The following is a 15356-nucleotide window of genomic DNA, read 5'->3' on the forward strand; positions in this document are numbered from 1 at the left end:
GCATCGTCTTGATCGCCGCATGCTTGTGCCAGGCCTGGCGCAGGGCCCCACACTCAACCATGCGCCGCACCCGGTAAATGTCGATGACCGAAGACATGGTGGGCACGGCAACAAAGACGCCACGATTGGCTTCATGACGCAGCAGCCCATCCTTCGTCAAAAGGCGGAATGCTTCGCGCAGAGAGTTGCGGGAGACATCAAAACGTTCGCTGAAGGCCGCCTCTGAAAGGCGCTGCCCCGGCGCCAGCTCACCAGATATCAGCAGGGTGCGAATACCCTTGGCCAATCGATCCGCAAGCGGCAGACCTTCTATCGTTTCCGTCATGGCGCTCCTTTCTGAAGAGCAATGCAGCATCGGGAATTCCGTGACAGGCATGTTCAGACACGGCTATGTTCTGCCCATAGCACAAAGCATTAGCAAAGCACGAAAAAAACGTGGTGAATTCATGCGCATAACGTCCAACAAATAGACAAAATGAGAGAACGATTATTATTTATTGTTGAACAATATTGACAATTTCACAGAACACGACAAACTCTTGCCATAAAGCATCCGCGAGGGGCGGATAGCGATAGGAGCGGAGAAAATCCATGGAGCAGAAAAAGCTCACACCGACTGCCGATCTAAAAATGTCAAAACGAGCTTCGCTTCTGGGAGCGATCTTCCTGATGGCGACCTCCGCCATCGGTCCGGGCTTCATCACGCAAACGGCGACTTTCACCACGCAGCTGGGCGCTGCCTTCGCCTTCGGCATTCTTGCGTCCATCCTCATCGACTTCGTTGTTCAGCTCAACATCTGGCGCATTGTTACGTTGACGCGTATGCGCGCATCCGACATCGCCAATGCCGCCATTCCCGGTTCCGGTTATCTCCTGGCCATCCTCGTCATTGTTGGCGGCTTGTTTTTCAACATCGGCAACATTGGCGGCACCGGACTTGGCCTAAACGCCATTTTCGGGCTTGATCCGAAAATCGGCGGCGCCATCAGTGCCGTTTTCTCCATCGCCATTTTCGTTTCCAAGCGGGCGGGCCTTGCGGTCGACCGTTTCATCATCTTCGCCGGCATCCTGATGATCGTGCTCACGCTCTATGTGGCCTTCGTTTCCGCGCCGCCAGTGGGCGACGCTTTCCGCCAGACCTTCCTGCCAGACACGATCAATTTCGCCACCATCACCACCATCGTCGGCGGCACTGTTGGCGGCTACATCACCTATTCCGGCGCACATCGGCTGCTGGACCGCGGCATGGTCGGCATCGAAAACCTGCCGGCCGTCAATCAGGCCGCTTTGACCGGCATCGCCGTCACCGGCGTCATGCGCTATGTGCTGTTCCTCGCCATTCTCGGCGTCGTCGCCAGCGGTGTCATCATCGACACCTCCAGTCAGGCTGCCAACCCTGCCGCACAGGCTTTTCGTTCGGCCGCCGGCGACCTTGGCTTCCGGCTTTTCGGCATCATCTTCTGGGCCGCAGCCATCACCAGCGTCATCGGCGCGGCCTATACCTCCGTTTCATTCCTGCCAGTCTTCAAACAGGACATGACGGAACGCGCCCGCAACATGGCAACGGTGGTTTTCATCGCCGTCTCGCTCGTCTGCTACCTGCTGATCACGACGCCGCCCGCCGCCATGCTGGTCTTCGTCGGTGGCCTGAACGGCCTCATTCTACCCATCGGCCTCAGCATCTTCCTGTTTGCCGCATGGAAACGTGAAGACCTGATGGGTGGCCACCGCTACTCGCGTGTTCTGCTGGTGCTCGGCGTTCTGACTTGCGCATTGACATGGTACATGGGCTACAAGTCTGCTGGCACCATCTTCGGCCTGCTCGGCCTGTAAGCAAGAAATCAAAAAGGGAGGCAAACATGGCCGCTATCGATCTCAACAGCGATCTTGGCGAAAGTTACGGCGCATGGCGCATGGGGGATGACGAGGCAATGCTCGCCATCGTTTCCAGCGCCAACATCGCCTGCGGATTTCACGCAGGCGACCCGGCCGGTATCTACCGCACCGTAAAGGCCGCTGCCGAAAAGGGCGTGGTTGTTGGCGCCCATGTCTCCTATCCTGACCGCGTCGGCTTCGGCCGCCGCGATCTGGACGCCACCTCGGAAGAACTGATTGCCGATGTCATCTACCAGATCGGCGCACTGAAGGGTGTTGCCGCCGCGGCCGGAACCACAGTGCGTTACGTCAAGCCACATGGCGCGCTCTATAACCGCATTGCCAATGACGCAAAACAGGGACAGGCCGTCATCGACGGCATCAAGGCAATCGATCCTTCACTGGTGTTGATGGGCCTTGCCAACGCGCCCATCCTCGATCTCGCCCGCAAATCCGGTCTTGCCGTCGTTGCCGAAGCCTTCGCCGACCGCGCCTATACGCCTCAGGGCCAGCTCGTCTCCCGCCGCGAAGCCGGGGCCGTGCTGCATGACGCGACAAAAATCGCCGACCGCATGGTGCAGCTTGCCCGCGAAGGCACGTTGGAGGCAATCGATGGCAGCGTCATAAAAATCGAGGCGCAATCCATCTGCGTGCATGGTGACAGCCCCGGTGCGGTCGCGATCGCCCAGGAAATCCGCCGTCGCTTCGAGGCTGATAGCATCGACATCCATTCCTTCGCATCCGATCGCTGAAAGGGTAGCCGATGACGATACCAACATCCTATCTCAACCACACGGATGCAGAGGCCGCACGAAAGGCCCGTGCGACCTATCGCGACGGCCTTGTCGCCCCCACCTCAGGCATTGCACCCGGCTTCACGCAGGCGAACATGATCGTACTGCCGCGTGACTGGGCTTTCGATTTTCTGCTTTATGCGCAACGCAATCCAAAACCCTGCCCAGTCCTCGATGTTTCCGATCCCGGCTCGCCGACCACGCTTCTGGCTCCCGGTGCCGACCTCAGAACAGACCTGCCGCTCTACCGCATCTGGCGGGATGGCAAGCTTGCCGAGGAAACGGCCGACGCAACGGCCGCCTGGGCGGAGCGCGACGATCTCGTTGCCTTCCTGATCGGCTGCAGCTTCACTTTCGAGACGCCGATGGTGGAAGCGGGCATCGAAATCCGCCACATGACCGACAAGAGCAACGTTCCGATGTATCTGACCAACCGACCCTGCCGTCCGGCCGGTCGGCTGAAGGGCAATATGGTCGTTTCCATGCGGCCGATCCCGGCGTCGCGCGTGGCCGATGCTGCCACGATTTCCGGGCGTTTTCCGGCTGTGCATGGCGCGCCGGTACATGTCGGCGCACCGGAGGAGATCGGCATTTCCGATCTTGCAAAACCTGATTTCGGCGATGCCGTACGGATCGAACCCGGTGAGGTGCCGGTGTTCTGGGCCTGCGGCGTGACCCCACAGGCCGCCGTGATGGCGTCCGGTGTTCCCTTTGCCATTACCCATGCGCCGGGCCACATGTTCATCACCGACATTCCCGACACCGCCTATCACGCGTGAGGATATGATGCGTTTTCTCCCCGTCAGCCTCACCACGATTCTTGTCGAACTCGCCGACCTCGATGAAACGCTGGCGCTGTTCGCCTCGCTTCAGAGTGATCCGGTCGAGGGCATCGAAGAGACGGTGCCGGCTGCACGTACCCTGATGATCCGTTTCCGCCCCGAAAAAATCGGCGCGCAGATGCTGGCGGCGCAGCTTGCAAGCCGCGACCTCTCGGCAAAGATAGCACCTTCGGACAATCTCGTGGAAATTCCCGTCCATTATGATGGTGAAGACCTCGCCGACGTTGCCGACCTAACGGGCCTGAGCATCGAAGAGGTTATTCGCCGGCACACCGAAAGCGAATTCACCGTCGCCTTCTGCGGCTTCGCCCCCGGGTTCGGTTACCTTGTCGGCGGTGATCCCGCGCTGCATGTGCCGCGCCGGCAAAGCCCGCGCACCCGTATTCCGGCCGGCTCCGTAGCATTGGCCGGTGCCTTTAGCGGCATCTACCCGCAAAACAGCCCCGGCGGCTGGCAGATCATCGGCACGACGCCGGTGAAGATGTGGGACATTGACCGCGATCCGGGCGCGCTCTTCCAGCCGGGCTACCGTGTGCGTTTCTTCGACATGAACAAGACCGGTCGAACGGTCGATATCGCAGCTCCGGCACCGGACAGGAAATTACCAAAAAAGGACCGCCCGCATTTCGAGGTGCTTGCCGCGCCGATGCCAGCCATCTTTCAGGACCTCGGCCGTTTCGGCCAGACCGGGCAGGGTGTCTCCGCGTCAGGCGCGCTGGATCGCGGTTCGTTCAATGCCGCAAATCGCATCGTCGGCAATCCGGTCAACACGGCCTGTCTCGAACTGACGCTCGGGGGTTTTTCTTTCAGGAGCGCATGCCGAGCAGTCATTGGCACAGCCGGCGCTCCTTGCCCCATCACCATTACGGCGGCAGATCGCAGTTTCGTGGCAGAGACCTATGCACCGGTTTCCCTTGAGGCCGGTGACGTGGTGACCTTCGGCCAACCGCCTAAGGGCATGCGCTGTTATCTTGCCGTGCGTGGCGGGTTCGATATCGAGCCGGTTCTCGGCAGTTTTGCAACCGATACACTGGCTATCGTCGGCCCCGATCCGGTTGGTGCAGGCACCATTCTGCCGCTCAAGGGTGAGAAATCCGGTTTATCCAGCGTATCGATCGACGAGGTTTCAGCTTTCGAGCCGCCGGCAATGGGCGAGGTCGTGACACTGGACGTGGTCCTCGGCCCCCGAACCGACTGGTTTACGCAAGAGGGTCTCGATACGCTGACCAGCCAGCTCTGGCAGGTCACCCCGCAGTCGAACCGAGTCGGCATTCGACTTGCCGGCGAAGTGGCGGTGGAACGCAAGGACAGCGCCGAATTGCCGAGCGAAGGCACGGCAACGGGCGCGATCCAGATTCCCCATAGCGGCCAGCCGGTTCTTTTCCTTGCTGATCACCCCCTGACCGGTGGTTATCCCGTCATCGGCGCAGTGGCCGAATATCATCTCGATCTTGCCGGGCAGATCCCGGTCAACGCCAAAATCAAATTCCGCCCGATCGGCCCCTTTGCCGAAATCGCAGCGAAAAACACATAGTTCGGAGGAGAAAAGCGATGAAAAAAGTGCTGATTGCCAATCGCGGCGAGATCGCGGTGCGCATCATCCGCGCCTGTCGCGATTACGGCCTGCAATCGGTCGCCGTTTATGCCGACCCCGATCAGGACGCGCTTTTCGTCCGGCTGGCGGATGAGGCCTACGCGCTGGAGGGCGTGCGCCCCGCCGAGACCTATCTCGACATCGCCAAGCTGATCGCGATTGCCAAACGCGCCGGTGCGGACGCCGTGCATCCTGGTTACGGATTCCTGTCCGAGCGGGCGGAATTTGCGCAGGCCGTCATCGATGCCGGTCTGATCTGGATCGGCCCCGACCCTCATGTCATCGAGGCGTTAGGCGATAAGGTCGAGGCACGGCGCATCGCCACGGGCGTTGGTGCGCCGCTGGTTGCTGGCAGTGATGGCCCCGTCTCTTCCGCCGCGGAAGTCACCGCCTTTGCCGAACAGCACGGCCTGCCGGTCGCCATTAAGGCTGCCCATGGCGGTGGCGGGCGCGGCCTGAAGGTCGCGTGGAAGATGGAAGAGATCGCCGATCTCTACGAATCCGCGGTGCGCGAGGCAACTGCCGCCTTTGGCCGCGGTGAATGTTTTCTTGAACGTTTCCTCGACCGGCCGCGCCATATCGAAGCGCAGGTTCTGGCCGACAAACACGGCAATGTGCTTGTCCTAGGCACCCGCGACTGCTCACTGCAACGACGGAACCAGAAACTGATCGAAGAGGCGCCTGCCCCGTTCCTGTCCGATGAACAGCGGCAGAAAATCCACGCGGCCGCAAAGGCGATCTGCGCTGCCGCCGGTTATTCCGGCGCCGGCACCGTTGAATTCCTGCTCGGCGTCGATGGCACGATTTCCTTCCTCGAGGTCAATACGCGCCTGCAGGTGGAACATCCCGTCACCGAGGAAACCACCGGCATCGATCTCGTCATCGAACAGTTCCGTATTGCCGAAGGCCAGAAGCTGCGTGTCCTCGAAACACCCGAACCACGCGGCCATTCGATGGAATTCCGTATTAATGCCGAAGACCCTGGCCGCGGTTTCCTGCCGACGCCCGGCTCAATTTCGGTTTTCGATGCCCCCTCTGGCCCTGGCATTCGCATGGATAGCGGCGTCGTGAGCGGCTCCAGCGTGCCTGGTGTGTTCGACTCGCTCATGGCGAAACTCGTCGTGACAGGTGTCGACCGCGATCAGGTTTTGCGCCGTGCCCGCCGCGCGCTGAAGGAGTTCCGTATCGAGGGTATCGCGACCGTACTGCCGTTCCATCGCGCCGCGATCGAGACGGATGATTTTATCGGCACGGATGGGTTCAAGGTTCACACCCGCTGGATCGAAACCGATTTCGCGGCCATGCCCGACGCCATGGAGCGCCCGGCACCGGCCGACGACCCTTCTATGACCCGCACCTATCTCGAAATCGACGGCAAGCGTGTTTCGGTCGGGCTGCCGAGCATTCTACTCTCCAGCCTCGGCACCGTTAGCGGAGGCAATGCAACCACGTCTGCGGCCGCGACCAAGGAAAAGGAGGGCGAAATCACCGCCCCCGTTTCCGGCACTCTGCAATCCTTCAAGGTAAAAGACGGCGACACTGTCTCAAAAGGCGATCTTCTGGCGGTCATGGAAGCCATGAAGATGGAGACGCAGATTGTCGCCACCAAGGCCGGCAAGGTTCGCCTCATCGGCAAGGAAGGCGACTATCTGCAGGCGGGAACGGCGGTGCTCGAAATAGCCGGCTAATATACGCCGGCGCGTCGGCCTCCCAATCCCAGATCGCCCGGCACCGGCGGCGGAACCCTTTCGTCACCGGGCCGTTTATGGCGCGACCTGCTAACCATTGTGAGGGACAAATGGCCGGACGCACCTTGCTTCAATTCTTCCACTGGTATTATCCGGACGGAGGCAAATTATGGAGCGAGGTTGCAGAGAAGGCCGAAATCCTTGCCAAAATGGGCGTCACCGACGTCTGGCTGCCGCCCGCCTATAAGGGCGCAGCCGGCGGCTATTCGGTTGGATATGACACCTACGATCTCTTTGACCTCGGCGAATTCGACCAGAAAGGCACGGTTGCCACGAAGTATGGTGACCGCGGTGCCCTTGAGCATGCTGCAAAGACACTGAAAGAGAATGGCATCCGTGTCATTCATGACGTCGTCCTCAATCACAAAATGGGAGCGGATGAAAAAGAAAACGTCCGTGTTCGCCGAGTCAATCCCGATGATCGTACCGAAATCGACGATGAGGACTTTCCCGCCCTCGCCTATACGCGCTTCACCTTTCCTGGCCGGGGCGGCACACACTCCAAGTTCATCTGGGATCACAGGTGTTTCAGCGGCGTTGATCACATCGAGGAACCGACAGAGAACGGCGTCTTCCGCCTCGTCAACGACTATGGCGACGGTGAGTGGAACGAGGAAGTCGATCAGGAGAACGGTAATTTCGACTATCTCATGGGCGCTGACGTCGAATTTCGCAACAAGGCCGTCTATGAGGAGTTGAAATATTGGGGCCGTTGGCTCTCCGAGCAGGTTGAAGTGGATGGCTTTCGCCTCGACGCTGCGAAACATATCCCGGCCTGGTTCTTCCGCGACTGGGTGGGGCATATGCGTGAGGCGATCAACCCCGATCTTTTCGTCGTAGCAGAATATTGGCACCCAGACCTGGAGGCGTTGAAAAGCTATCTTGAACTCGTCGACAAGCAGTTGATGCTTTTCGACGTCGCTCTGCATCATAGCTTCCATGAGGCTTCGAAACAGGGTGGCGATTTTGACATGAGCAGCATCTTCAATGGCTCACTCGTCGCCGCCTTCCCCGACCATGCTGTCACGCTGGTCGATAATCACGATACCCAGCCGCTGCAAGCGCTCGAAGCGCCCGTGGAACCCTGGTTCAAACCTCTTGCCTACGCGATCATTCTGCTGCGGGAAAATGGCGTTCCCTGCGTCTTCTATCCAGACCTGTTTGGCGCGAGTTATACCGACACCGGCAACGATGGCAGCGAATACACGATCGATATGCCTGCGATTGAATGCCTGCCGAAGCTGATCGAAGCCCGCAACCGTTTTGCCAACGGTCCACAGACGGACATTTTTGACGATGCGGACTGCGTCGCCTTTGTGCGACATGGCACGGCGGACGCGCCGGGATGCATTGTGGTGATGTCAAATGGCGGACCGGGGGAAAAACAAGCCGATCTCGGCCCCGAGCGAGCGGGAACTGTCTGGCGCGACTATCTTGGCCACCGTGAGGAACAGATCACCCTCGACGAAAACGGCAGGGCTGTGTTCCCAACCAATGGCGGCAGCGTCAGTGTCTGGGTTCCCGCCGACCTCTCGTAAGTTCCAACGGCCTTGGCAGAGATAGATGCTTATTCGATGGAAACAAGGCGGCGCGGTCCAGCGCCGTCATCGGCCAGTACATCATTCGGGTTACGCAGGGGACAATCCTCAAGCGAAAGGCATCCGCACCCAATGCAGCCTGTCAGCTGATCACGCAGCATGACAAGGTTGTTTATGCGGGTCTGGAGCATTTCCCGCCAGGACTGCGAAAATCTGCGCCAGTCCGCCGTCGATGCCACCCGGTCCTGAGGCAGATCGGCCATCGCATCCCTGATGACGCTGAGCTGGATGCCGGCGCGTTGCGCGATCCGGATAATGGCAATACGCCGCAAGACCGCGCGATGGTAGCGCCGCTGATTACCAGCGGTCCGCCACCCCTCGATGAGGCCCTTCGCCTCATAGAAATGAATTGTAGACACGGCAATGCCGCTGCGCCGCGCAACATCTCCGACCGACAGACTGTGTTTAAAGAGAGTGCTTTCCATTCCTGCTCCTGTTTCCAGATCGTTGTCGCTGATAGATGCGACAAACGATCGAAGAGCAGCCGGTATAATTCCTCAACCAAGGTTGAGGTCAATAGAGAAGTGTGCCGAAAAGAGGCTTGACTGGCTACGATCCGATCTGTCTTTGACGACAGGTTTGCAGTTACCACTTTTGCAATAGGATCAAATTTCTACCCTCTGATTGAGCGGATCGAACGCCCCATCTTTATGTTTGGGCCTTTCGGTTGTTTCAGCGCATCGATGAAATCGAAGCTGCAATTTAACCGACCGTAAGCCTTTCCTTCCCATAGTGTTCGAATTTCAAGCGGAAATACTTTATTCTGGAAAATAAATCGCGGGTTTTGTGGGTTATTGATGTGCGGTTTTGCGGGTTTTTTTGGGAACGTTCGTGAGCCGGCGCGGCTGCTTTCCGCGATGGCTGACGCCGTCTCCCACCGTGGGCCGGATGATCGTGGTCATTTCATCGGTTCTTCGAAAGGGACCGCCCCTCAAGCAGGATTGGCGCATGTCCGCCTGTCCATCGTTGGCCTCGATGATAGCCACCAGCCGATGATCTCCCCCGACGGCAAGCTTGTGATTGCTTTCAACGGCGAGATTTTCAATCACGTCGAACTCCGGAGGGACCTGATCGCACAGGGCCATGTCTTCCGCACATCAGGCGATACCGAAGTCCTGCTTCAGCTTTATGATCGCCTGGGTGAGAAGTGCCTATCGCTGCTTAACGGCGACTTTTCATTCGCTATCTGGGACGGTCGGCGCAATCGCGTGTTTCTTGCTCGCGATCGGATGGGCGTTCGCCCTCTGTTTTACATGCGCCACGCGGGAACCCTCTATTTTGCATCAGAGATAAAAGCCCTGCTGACGGTGCCCGGCTTTCAGGCTGCACTCGATCCTCTGGCGCTCGATCAGATCTTCACATTATGGTCGCCCATCGGTCCAAGAACCGCCTTTGCCGGCGTTTCTGAAATTGAACCCGGCACATCTATGGTGGCAACTCCCGACGGAGAGCACCTATCGTCCTATTGGCATCTCGATTTCCCGGATGCGGCGGATGCACGTGCCGACGAAGCCGGCGATACGAAGAGCACGGAAGAGCTGCGGTACCTCCTCGGTGACGCGACGCGTCTGCGCTTGCGCGCCGACGTTCCGGTGGGCGCCTGTCTTTCGGGTGGCCTTGATTCGTCTATCGTCTCAGCACTTGCAGCCGAGTATTCTCCGCGCGGCCTGAAAACATTCTCGGTGGCCTTCCAATCCCCTGAGTTTGACGAAAGTGCGTTCCAACAGGAGATGGCGCGCCATCTCAATGTGCATCAAGCGACGACCGTGTGCACGAATGACGATATCTCGTCTCTCTTTCCCGAGGTCATTCGATTGGCGGAGACGCCGCTTATCCGCACCGCACCGGCACCAATGTTGAAGCTGTCGTCCCTCATCCGTCAAAACGGCATTAAGGTCGTGCTGACGGGCGAAGGCGCAGACGAAGTTTTTGCCGGCTACGATATTTTCAGGGAAGCCCACGTGCGACGGTTCTGTGCGAGACAGCCAGGATCAACAAAGCGCCCTGCTCTCTTTCGCAAGCTCTATCCCTATATGCCGGCTCTGCACAAGCAAACTCCTGAGAATCTTGCCGCATTTTTTGGTGTCCACGCAACGTCGCTTGAAGACCCGCTTTTTTCGCATCGTCCGCGTCTCAACAACACCGCTGCGGCCAAGATGTTCTTCTCTGCTGACCTCAAGGAGACCCTTCGCGGCTACGATGCAGCCGACGACATGATTGGTTGCCTGCCCGAACGCTTCAGACGGTGGCATCCCCTGCATCAGGCGCAATATCTGGAAACGCGGTTCCTCCTGCCCGGTTACATCCTGTCGAGCCAGGGAGATCGTATGTCGATGGGCAATGGCGTTGAGGGCCGTTATCCGTTCCTTGACCACCGCGTCGTTGAATTTGCCTCGACGTTGCCGCCGCAATCTAAACTGCGGGGTCTTCGGGAAAAACATATCTTACGCGAGGCACTGGGGCATCGCCTGCCGCAATCTATTGTGGAGCGCGCGAAACAACCCTATCGTGCACCAGACAGCCGTTCTTTCGTCGGTCAGGAAACGGCTGGCTATGTCGAAGAGGTATTCGACACGACGCGGCTCCGGGATCAGGGACTTTTTAATCCGCTGGCCGTTAACAAGCTGGTCGAGAAATGCAGGAATTCGCATGCACCCGGCTTCCGATCAGACACAGCCTTCGTTGGCATTCTGTCAACCGGGCTATGGTTGGACGCCTTTACCAAACCGAAAAATATAATGGATGCCGCGAAAGCGGACGATATTTTGGAGACATTGGCATGACTGGAACAACATCTCTCGCAGTTCGCACATTCATTCTGGAAAACTTCCTGTTCGGAGACGAAGCCGCTCTTCCAGCAGACAACCAGTCCCTTATTGCCGGCGGCATCATCGATTCCACCGGCGTTCTGGAGCTGGTTGCATTTATCGAGGACGGCTTCGGCGTTAGTGTCGATGACGCCGATATTGCGCCGACCAATCTGGACTCGGTCGATGCGATCGTCTCCTTCCTGCAACGCAAGGCGCAGCTTGCGGCCTAAGCGTGGAAATCCCGGCACCTCGGTGGGAATTGCGCGCTTTTTGATCGAAGCGGCGCGTCGGAGCATTTGGAAAGGCGACGACTTTGGACGTTGAGAGGAAACCGGTATCCTTCGGTCCTCATGTCTTCGATCTTGATGTCGAGGCTGAGACCCTTCGCATCGTGGAGGCGCTCCGAGGGCAACTCCGCAGCCAGCGCAAACGGGGGCTGGTCCTCGGCCTGTCCGGCGGCATCGATTCGAGCGTCTGTGCGGCTCTGGCGGTTAAAGCCGTAGGACAGAGCAACGTCTGCGCGATTTTCATGCCTGAAGCGGATTCCGATCCGGACAGCCTTCATCTTGGCAAGGCCGTCGCGACAAGGTTCGGTCTTGAAGGCATCGTCGAAAATATCGGGCCGACATTGCTTGCCATGGGTTGCTATGAGCGCCGCGATGCATTTATCCGCGAGATCGTGCCGGATTACGGTGTTGGATGGGCCTCCAAAGTGGTGATCTCCAGCGCCTTGCAAGGCGGTTTCAGTCTCTCTTATCTGGTCGTGGCGGATCCCCAGGGAAAACAATCCAAGCATCGAATTCCGCACGCCGCCTATCTGGGCATTGTCGCAGCCTCCAATATGAAGCAGCGAACCCGCAAGCAGATCGAATATTACCACGCCGATCGTCTGAACTTTGCTGTTCTCGGGACCCCGAACCGGCTGGAGTACGATCAGGGATTCTTCGTGAAGAACGGCGATGGCGCGGCCGATGTCAAACCCATCGCCCACCTCTACAAGAGCCAGGTCTATGCGCTGGCGCGGCATCTGGGCGTGCCGGACGACGTCCTCTCACGACCGCCGACCACCGACACCTACTCTCTGCCGCAGACCCAGGAGGAGTTCTATTTTTCGCTATCGTGGGATCGTATGGATCTGTGCCTATACGGCCTAAACCATGACATCCCGCATCATGAAATTGGTGCGGCCGCGCAGCTCACACCGCAAGAGGTCGAGCACGTGCTCGCGGACATCGTGGCAAAACGGCGCGCGACGCGCTACCTGCACCAACGCCCGCATTTGGTGGAGGACATCAGGGAAATCGGCTGAGGATAACCCATTTCAGGCTACGCCGCCGCCGAAAAAACGGTTCCATGTTTCTCCTGCCAGGCCATTGATGAAGCCACGGCCATCAAGAAAAGGCTCCGCAAGGGTCGGATCCTTTGCGTGGATGACGCTGGCCGACAGATTGGCAAACAGCATGGAGCGTCCAGGCGCCACTTTAAGAAGCGCGGGAGTGCTGCGTCCGCGCAGGCCCGCCGCGCCTCGTCGAAACGCATCGGCGAATAAATGGTCGAGAATGAGACCGTAGTTCGACGTCGTCGATGCGATCTGCAAAACACGCGCAATAGCGCCCGGCTTCGTGTGATACAGAAAGCCGCCCAGGATCGCTCCATCCTTTCGACGCACGATGCCGATGACGGGGTCGCCATATTCGGGTTTTTCCAAAGAAGCGTTCAACACATGCTCAAGATAGCCGTTGCTCCAGTCAGGACGCGCTGCAAATGAATTGCCAAGACGGAGGACGAGGGCGGCGAAGGCTGCAATGTCGCCAACTTCGGTAAAGACGTTTGCGTTGATTGGCTCCGGAACGAAACCGGTCAGTCCCGATGACGTGCGACGCCTCTGCAAAAGCCCGTCCGCGTAACCGGCAACGGTGCCAACGGCTCTGAGAAAAGGCAGGCGGTGTGAGCCGGCGGCAAATGCGAAGCTGGCGGGCCGTAAAATGCGAAACCACTCGAGGCTTTGTTGACCGATCACGCCGCCGCGTAGCTTCTCCCACATTGTCTTGGTGACGGTGCTGGCGGTTTCACTCAAGGAAATATCCTGAGCCCCGGCCAGAAATCCCTTTAGCAGACGCGCCCCCGCCAGCGGATCTCTGCCTTGCCGTTCCGTCATGAGTGCGCCACAAAACGCAGCCCTGACGCTGCGGACCCCGGTCTCGAACGCTGCGTCATCAATGAGGTAGGGTACCGTATGGACACCGATAAAGCCGGAGACACGTCCGTTTTCAGTGACATGGACGAGCGAAGGAATATCCGCATCCCGGAAAGGTCCATCGAAATAAAATTCCCCAAGATAATTTTTGATGGATGCAGTCGTCCGGCCTCGTCTTCGAAGGAATGTTGCGTGATAAAGGTCTGCGACATCCTCAAGGTCGCGCTCTTCGAGGGGGCGAACCGCACTCACGGGTTTTGACCCACGAAACGGGCGACAGCCACTCTTGGATGTCCATCATCGTCCTCGGCGAACTTTACAAGCTCGAATACGCCAGATCTTGAAAGAAGCGAGCGTACCTGGCGATCCTGGCCCAATCCGAATTCAAACAACAGATATCCCCCTTCCCGTAGATAAATTGGTGCTTCCTTAACCAGCCGTTGCTGGATGGAAATGCCGTAGGGGCCACCATCGAAGGCTTCGCGCGGCTCGTTGACAAGCAGGTGCGCGCTTTCGCCCGACAGCTTTCCGGTCGAAATATAGGGCGGGTTGCAGACGACCATCGTGCATCGGCCTTCGGCACCCTGATGCGCCAGTGCGGAGAATAGATCGCCCTGCAGGACTGTAACTCTGGCCGCAAAGCCGAGCCGCTCGACGTTTGCACGTGCCACGCGCACCGCATCGTCGGTTAGATCCGCGGCAAGGACCGTGGCATCAGGTGACGCCGCGGCCAAGGCGCAGGCGAGATTACCCGAGCCGCAACACATATCGATCAGAAGATGTTTTCTTTCGGGAAATTCTCCGAGGATCAAGATTGACGTCCGCGCCAGCAATTCGGTCTCGACGCGCGGCGCAAGCACAGTGGTATCGACAATGAAGTCCAGACCCATGAAGTAAGGTTTATTCTCCGAAGCCATGGATATCCCGCCAAACAAGGCAGATATTAAGCCTCTTAATGGTTACCAATTCACCCCTCATTCAGGCGCCACTCAATATATGGATCTTGCGCTCAAACCCAGCGCAGCGAAATAAATATCATCCCGCCAAAAATTATTGTCGAGCCTCTAAAAATAATTCTTCCCTAGACGCTCTAGCACACATTTCGTGGGGCAACTTTTGGACCGTCCGTTCGGATCTCGGAAGCCGAAGCAACGCCACGGGAGGCAAAATGCAAAGTGTGCTGCGCCACGCAAACGAGCTCCCTCAATCAAGCACAATTTCGCTATACGCCGTCTACTCACCTCGATCACGCCGACGAGGAGCGCTTATAGTGAGCCGGCCAGCGGCTGGGAGCGATGAAATGGAGCCCAGCAGGAAGCTAACGCGGTCCTACGTCAAACGTACATGCATCAGAGGAACCGGAAAGGCAGCCCGGATATCAGCGCTTTGACGAAGCGCTTTTTTTGGAAGCGTCCGTTGAGCGAAACGCGGGACAACTGTGTCTGCCTCTCAAGGTTTTGGCGGCTGATAGTGCCGGCCTGCGTGGTCACAGCCACGGGATATCCAGCGTCGTAAACCGCCTTTGCTTCGCGCGCTCCCGCGGCCGTCACCCAGCCATAGGGGTAGGAGAACGACCGCGGCCTTTGCCCGGAATAGGACTCCACCCGCCGTGTCGACTCGGCGATCTCGTAAGCGAGCCGCTCCGCATCGATCTTGCACATATTCACATGTGTCATGGTATGCGCGCCGAGATGAACCAGGGGGTCTTTGGAAAGCATCCCGAGTTCAACGGCATCCATGACCAACTCGTCCACGATGGCGAGCGGGTCAATGCCGTGTCGGCTTGCCGCGTGGTCAATTCTTTTGACCGCCTCGTCCTCCTCTGACTTCTGGACGAAATCTTCCAGGCGCGTGAACGCTTCCGCTTTCTGCGACGGGCTCACGCACGGCACCTGCTC

Annotated in this window: 14 protein-coding genes; 9 read left to right on the forward strand and 5 right to left on the reverse strand. The window is 58.5% G+C overall.

From position 1 onward, the window contains the following. A partial coding sequence (locus ACUTJJ_RS21855) for a GntR family transcriptional regulator (protein WP_445543398.1) occupies positions 1 to 325 on the reverse strand: 325 nt, incomplete at its 3' end. Between the two features lie 266 nt (positions 326 to 591). On the opposite strand from ACUTJJ_RS21855, the gene ACUTJJ_RS21860 reads away from it, so the two are divergent. The 6 genes from ACUTJJ_RS21860 (at position 592) to amyA (ending at position 8391) form a co-directional block, all read left to right on the forward strand. Then, positions 592 to 1833, forward strand: a complete 1242-nt coding sequence (locus ACUTJJ_RS21860; protein ID WP_445543399.1) for an NRAMP family divalent metal transporter — start codon at positions 592 to 594, stop codon at positions 1831 to 1833. 26 nt (positions 1834 to 1859) lie between these two features. Next, positions 1860 to 2627, forward strand: coding sequence for a LamB/YcsF family protein (locus ACUTJJ_RS21865; RefSeq protein ID WP_445543400.1), 768 nt, complete (start codon positions 1860 to 1862; stop codon positions 2625 to 2627). Positions 2628 to 2638: 11 nt separating this feature from the next. Further along, positions 2639 to 3448 carry a putative hydro-lyase gene (locus tag ACUTJJ_RS21870; protein ID WP_386908079.1) on the forward strand — a complete coding sequence of 270 codons (810 nt, stop codon included), beginning with the start codon at positions 2639 to 2641 and terminating at the stop codon, positions 3446 to 3448. A 7-nt stretch (positions 3449 to 3455) separates the two neighbouring features. Beyond that, on the forward strand, positions 3456 to 5045 hold the full coding sequence (locus ACUTJJ_RS21875; RefSeq protein ID WP_445543408.1) for a 5-oxoprolinase subunit B/C family protein: 1590 nt from the start codon (positions 3456 to 3458) through the stop codon (positions 5043 to 5045). A 17-nt stretch (positions 5046 to 5062) separates the two neighbouring features. Further along, positions 5063 to 6793, forward strand: a complete 1731-nt coding sequence (locus ACUTJJ_RS21880) for an acetyl/propionyl/methylcrotonyl-CoA carboxylase subunit alpha (protein WP_445543401.1) — start codon at positions 5063 to 5065, stop codon at positions 6791 to 6793. A 110-nt stretch (positions 6794 to 6903) separates the two neighbouring features. After that, positions 6904 to 8391: an alpha-amylase gene (amyA, locus tag ACUTJJ_RS21885; protein WP_445543402.1), complete on the forward strand. Its 1488-nt coding sequence runs from the start codon at positions 6904 to 6906 to the stop codon at positions 8389 to 8391. Positions 8392 to 8420: 29 nt separating this feature from the next. On the opposite strand, the gene soxR is transcribed toward amyA, so the two are convergent. Continuing rightward, complete coding sequence (gene soxR / locus ACUTJJ_RS21890; protein ID WP_404494954.1) at positions 8421 to 8876, reverse strand: redox-sensitive transcriptional activator SoxR; 456 nt, start codon at positions 8874 to 8876, stop codon at positions 8421 to 8423. A gap of 372 nt (positions 8877 to 9248) precedes the next feature. Between soxR and asnB the strand changes: the two genes are divergently transcribed. The 3 genes from asnB to nadE all read left to right on the forward strand — a co-directional run bounded on the left by asnB (position 9249) and on the right by nadE (position 12570). Beyond that, positions 9249 to 11234: an asparagine synthase (glutamine-hydrolyzing) gene (asnB, locus tag ACUTJJ_RS21895; protein WP_445543403.1), complete on the forward strand. Its 1986-nt coding sequence runs from the start codon at positions 9249 to 9251 to the stop codon at positions 11232 to 11234. Beyond that, positions 11231 to 11491 carry an acyl carrier protein gene (locus tag ACUTJJ_RS21900; RefSeq protein ID WP_445543404.1) on the forward strand — a complete coding sequence of 87 codons (261 nt, stop codon included), beginning with the start codon at positions 11231 to 11233 and terminating at the stop codon, positions 11489 to 11491. Before asnB ends, ACUTJJ_RS21900 begins: the two co-directional genes overlap by 4 nt. 83 nt (positions 11492 to 11574) lie before the next feature. Beyond that, positions 11575 to 12570, forward strand: coding sequence for an NAD(+) synthase (gene nadE, locus ACUTJJ_RS21905; protein ID WP_445543405.1), 996 nt, complete (start codon positions 11575 to 11577; stop codon positions 12568 to 12570). A gap of 12 nt (positions 12571 to 12582) precedes the next feature. Here nadE and ACUTJJ_RS21910 read toward each other — a convergent pair whose 3' ends face one another. The 3 genes from ACUTJJ_RS21910 to ACUTJJ_RS21920 all read right to left on the reverse strand — a co-directional run. Beyond that, complete coding sequence (locus tag ACUTJJ_RS21910) at positions 12583 to 13710, reverse strand: hypothetical protein (protein ID WP_445543406.1); 1128 nt, start codon at positions 13708 to 13710, stop codon at positions 12583 to 12585. Beyond that, positions 13707 to 14375 (reverse strand): N5-glutamine methyltransferase family protein, encoded by a 669-nt coding sequence (locus tag ACUTJJ_RS21915; RefSeq protein ID WP_209090948.1) that lies wholly within the window; start codon positions 14373 to 14375, stop codon positions 13707 to 13709. Before ACUTJJ_RS21915 ends, ACUTJJ_RS21910 begins: the two co-directional genes overlap by 4 nt. 432 nt (positions 14376 to 14807) lie before the next feature. After that, positions 14808 to 15356, reverse strand: a 549-nt coding sequence (locus ACUTJJ_RS21920; RefSeq protein WP_445543407.1) for a polysaccharide deacetylase family protein, incomplete at its 5' end; no start/stop codon positions are given.

The sequence above is a fragment of the Agrobacterium sp. DKPNP3 genome, assembly GCF_052686535.1.

Bases quoted from the DNA above. Each gene is read 5' to 3' on its own strand.
- ACUTJJ_RS21915 (WP_209090948.1), bottom strand. From the start codon at position 14,375: ATGGCTTCGGAGAATAAACCTTACTTCATGGGTCTGGACTTCATTGTC.
- asnB (WP_445543403.1), top strand. From the start codon at position 9,249: ATGTGCGGTTTTGCGGGTTTTTTTGGGAACGTTCGTGAGCCGGCGCGG.
- ACUTJJ_RS21870 (WP_386908079.1), top strand. From the start codon at position 2,639: ATGACGATACCAACATCCTATCTCAACCACACGGATGCAGAGGCCGCA.
- ACUTJJ_RS21875 (WP_445543408.1), top strand. From the start codon at position 3,456: ATGCGTTTTCTCCCCGTCAGCCTCACCACGATTCTTGTCGAACTCGCC.
- ACUTJJ_RS21880 (WP_445543401.1), top strand. From the start codon at position 5,063: ATGAAAAAAGTGCTGATTGCCAATCGCGGCGAGATCGCGGTGCGCATC.
- soxR (WP_404494954.1), bottom strand. From the start codon at position 8,876: ATGGAAAGCACTCTCTTTAAACACAGTCTGTCGGTCGGAGATGTTGCG.
- ACUTJJ_RS21860 (WP_445543399.1), top strand. From the start codon at position 592: ATGGAGCAGAAAAAGCTCACACCGACTGCCGATCTAAAAATGTCAAAA.
- ACUTJJ_RS21900 (WP_445543404.1), top strand. From the start codon at position 11,231: ATGACTGGAACAACATCTCTCGCAGTTCGCACATTCATTCTGGAAAAC.
- ACUTJJ_RS21865 (WP_445543400.1), top strand. From the start codon at position 1,860: ATGGCCGCTATCGATCTCAACAGCGATCTTGGCGAAAGTTACGGCGCA.
- amyA (WP_445543402.1), top strand. From the start codon at position 6,904: ATGGCCGGACGCACCTTGCTTCAATTCTTCCACTGGTATTATCCGGAC.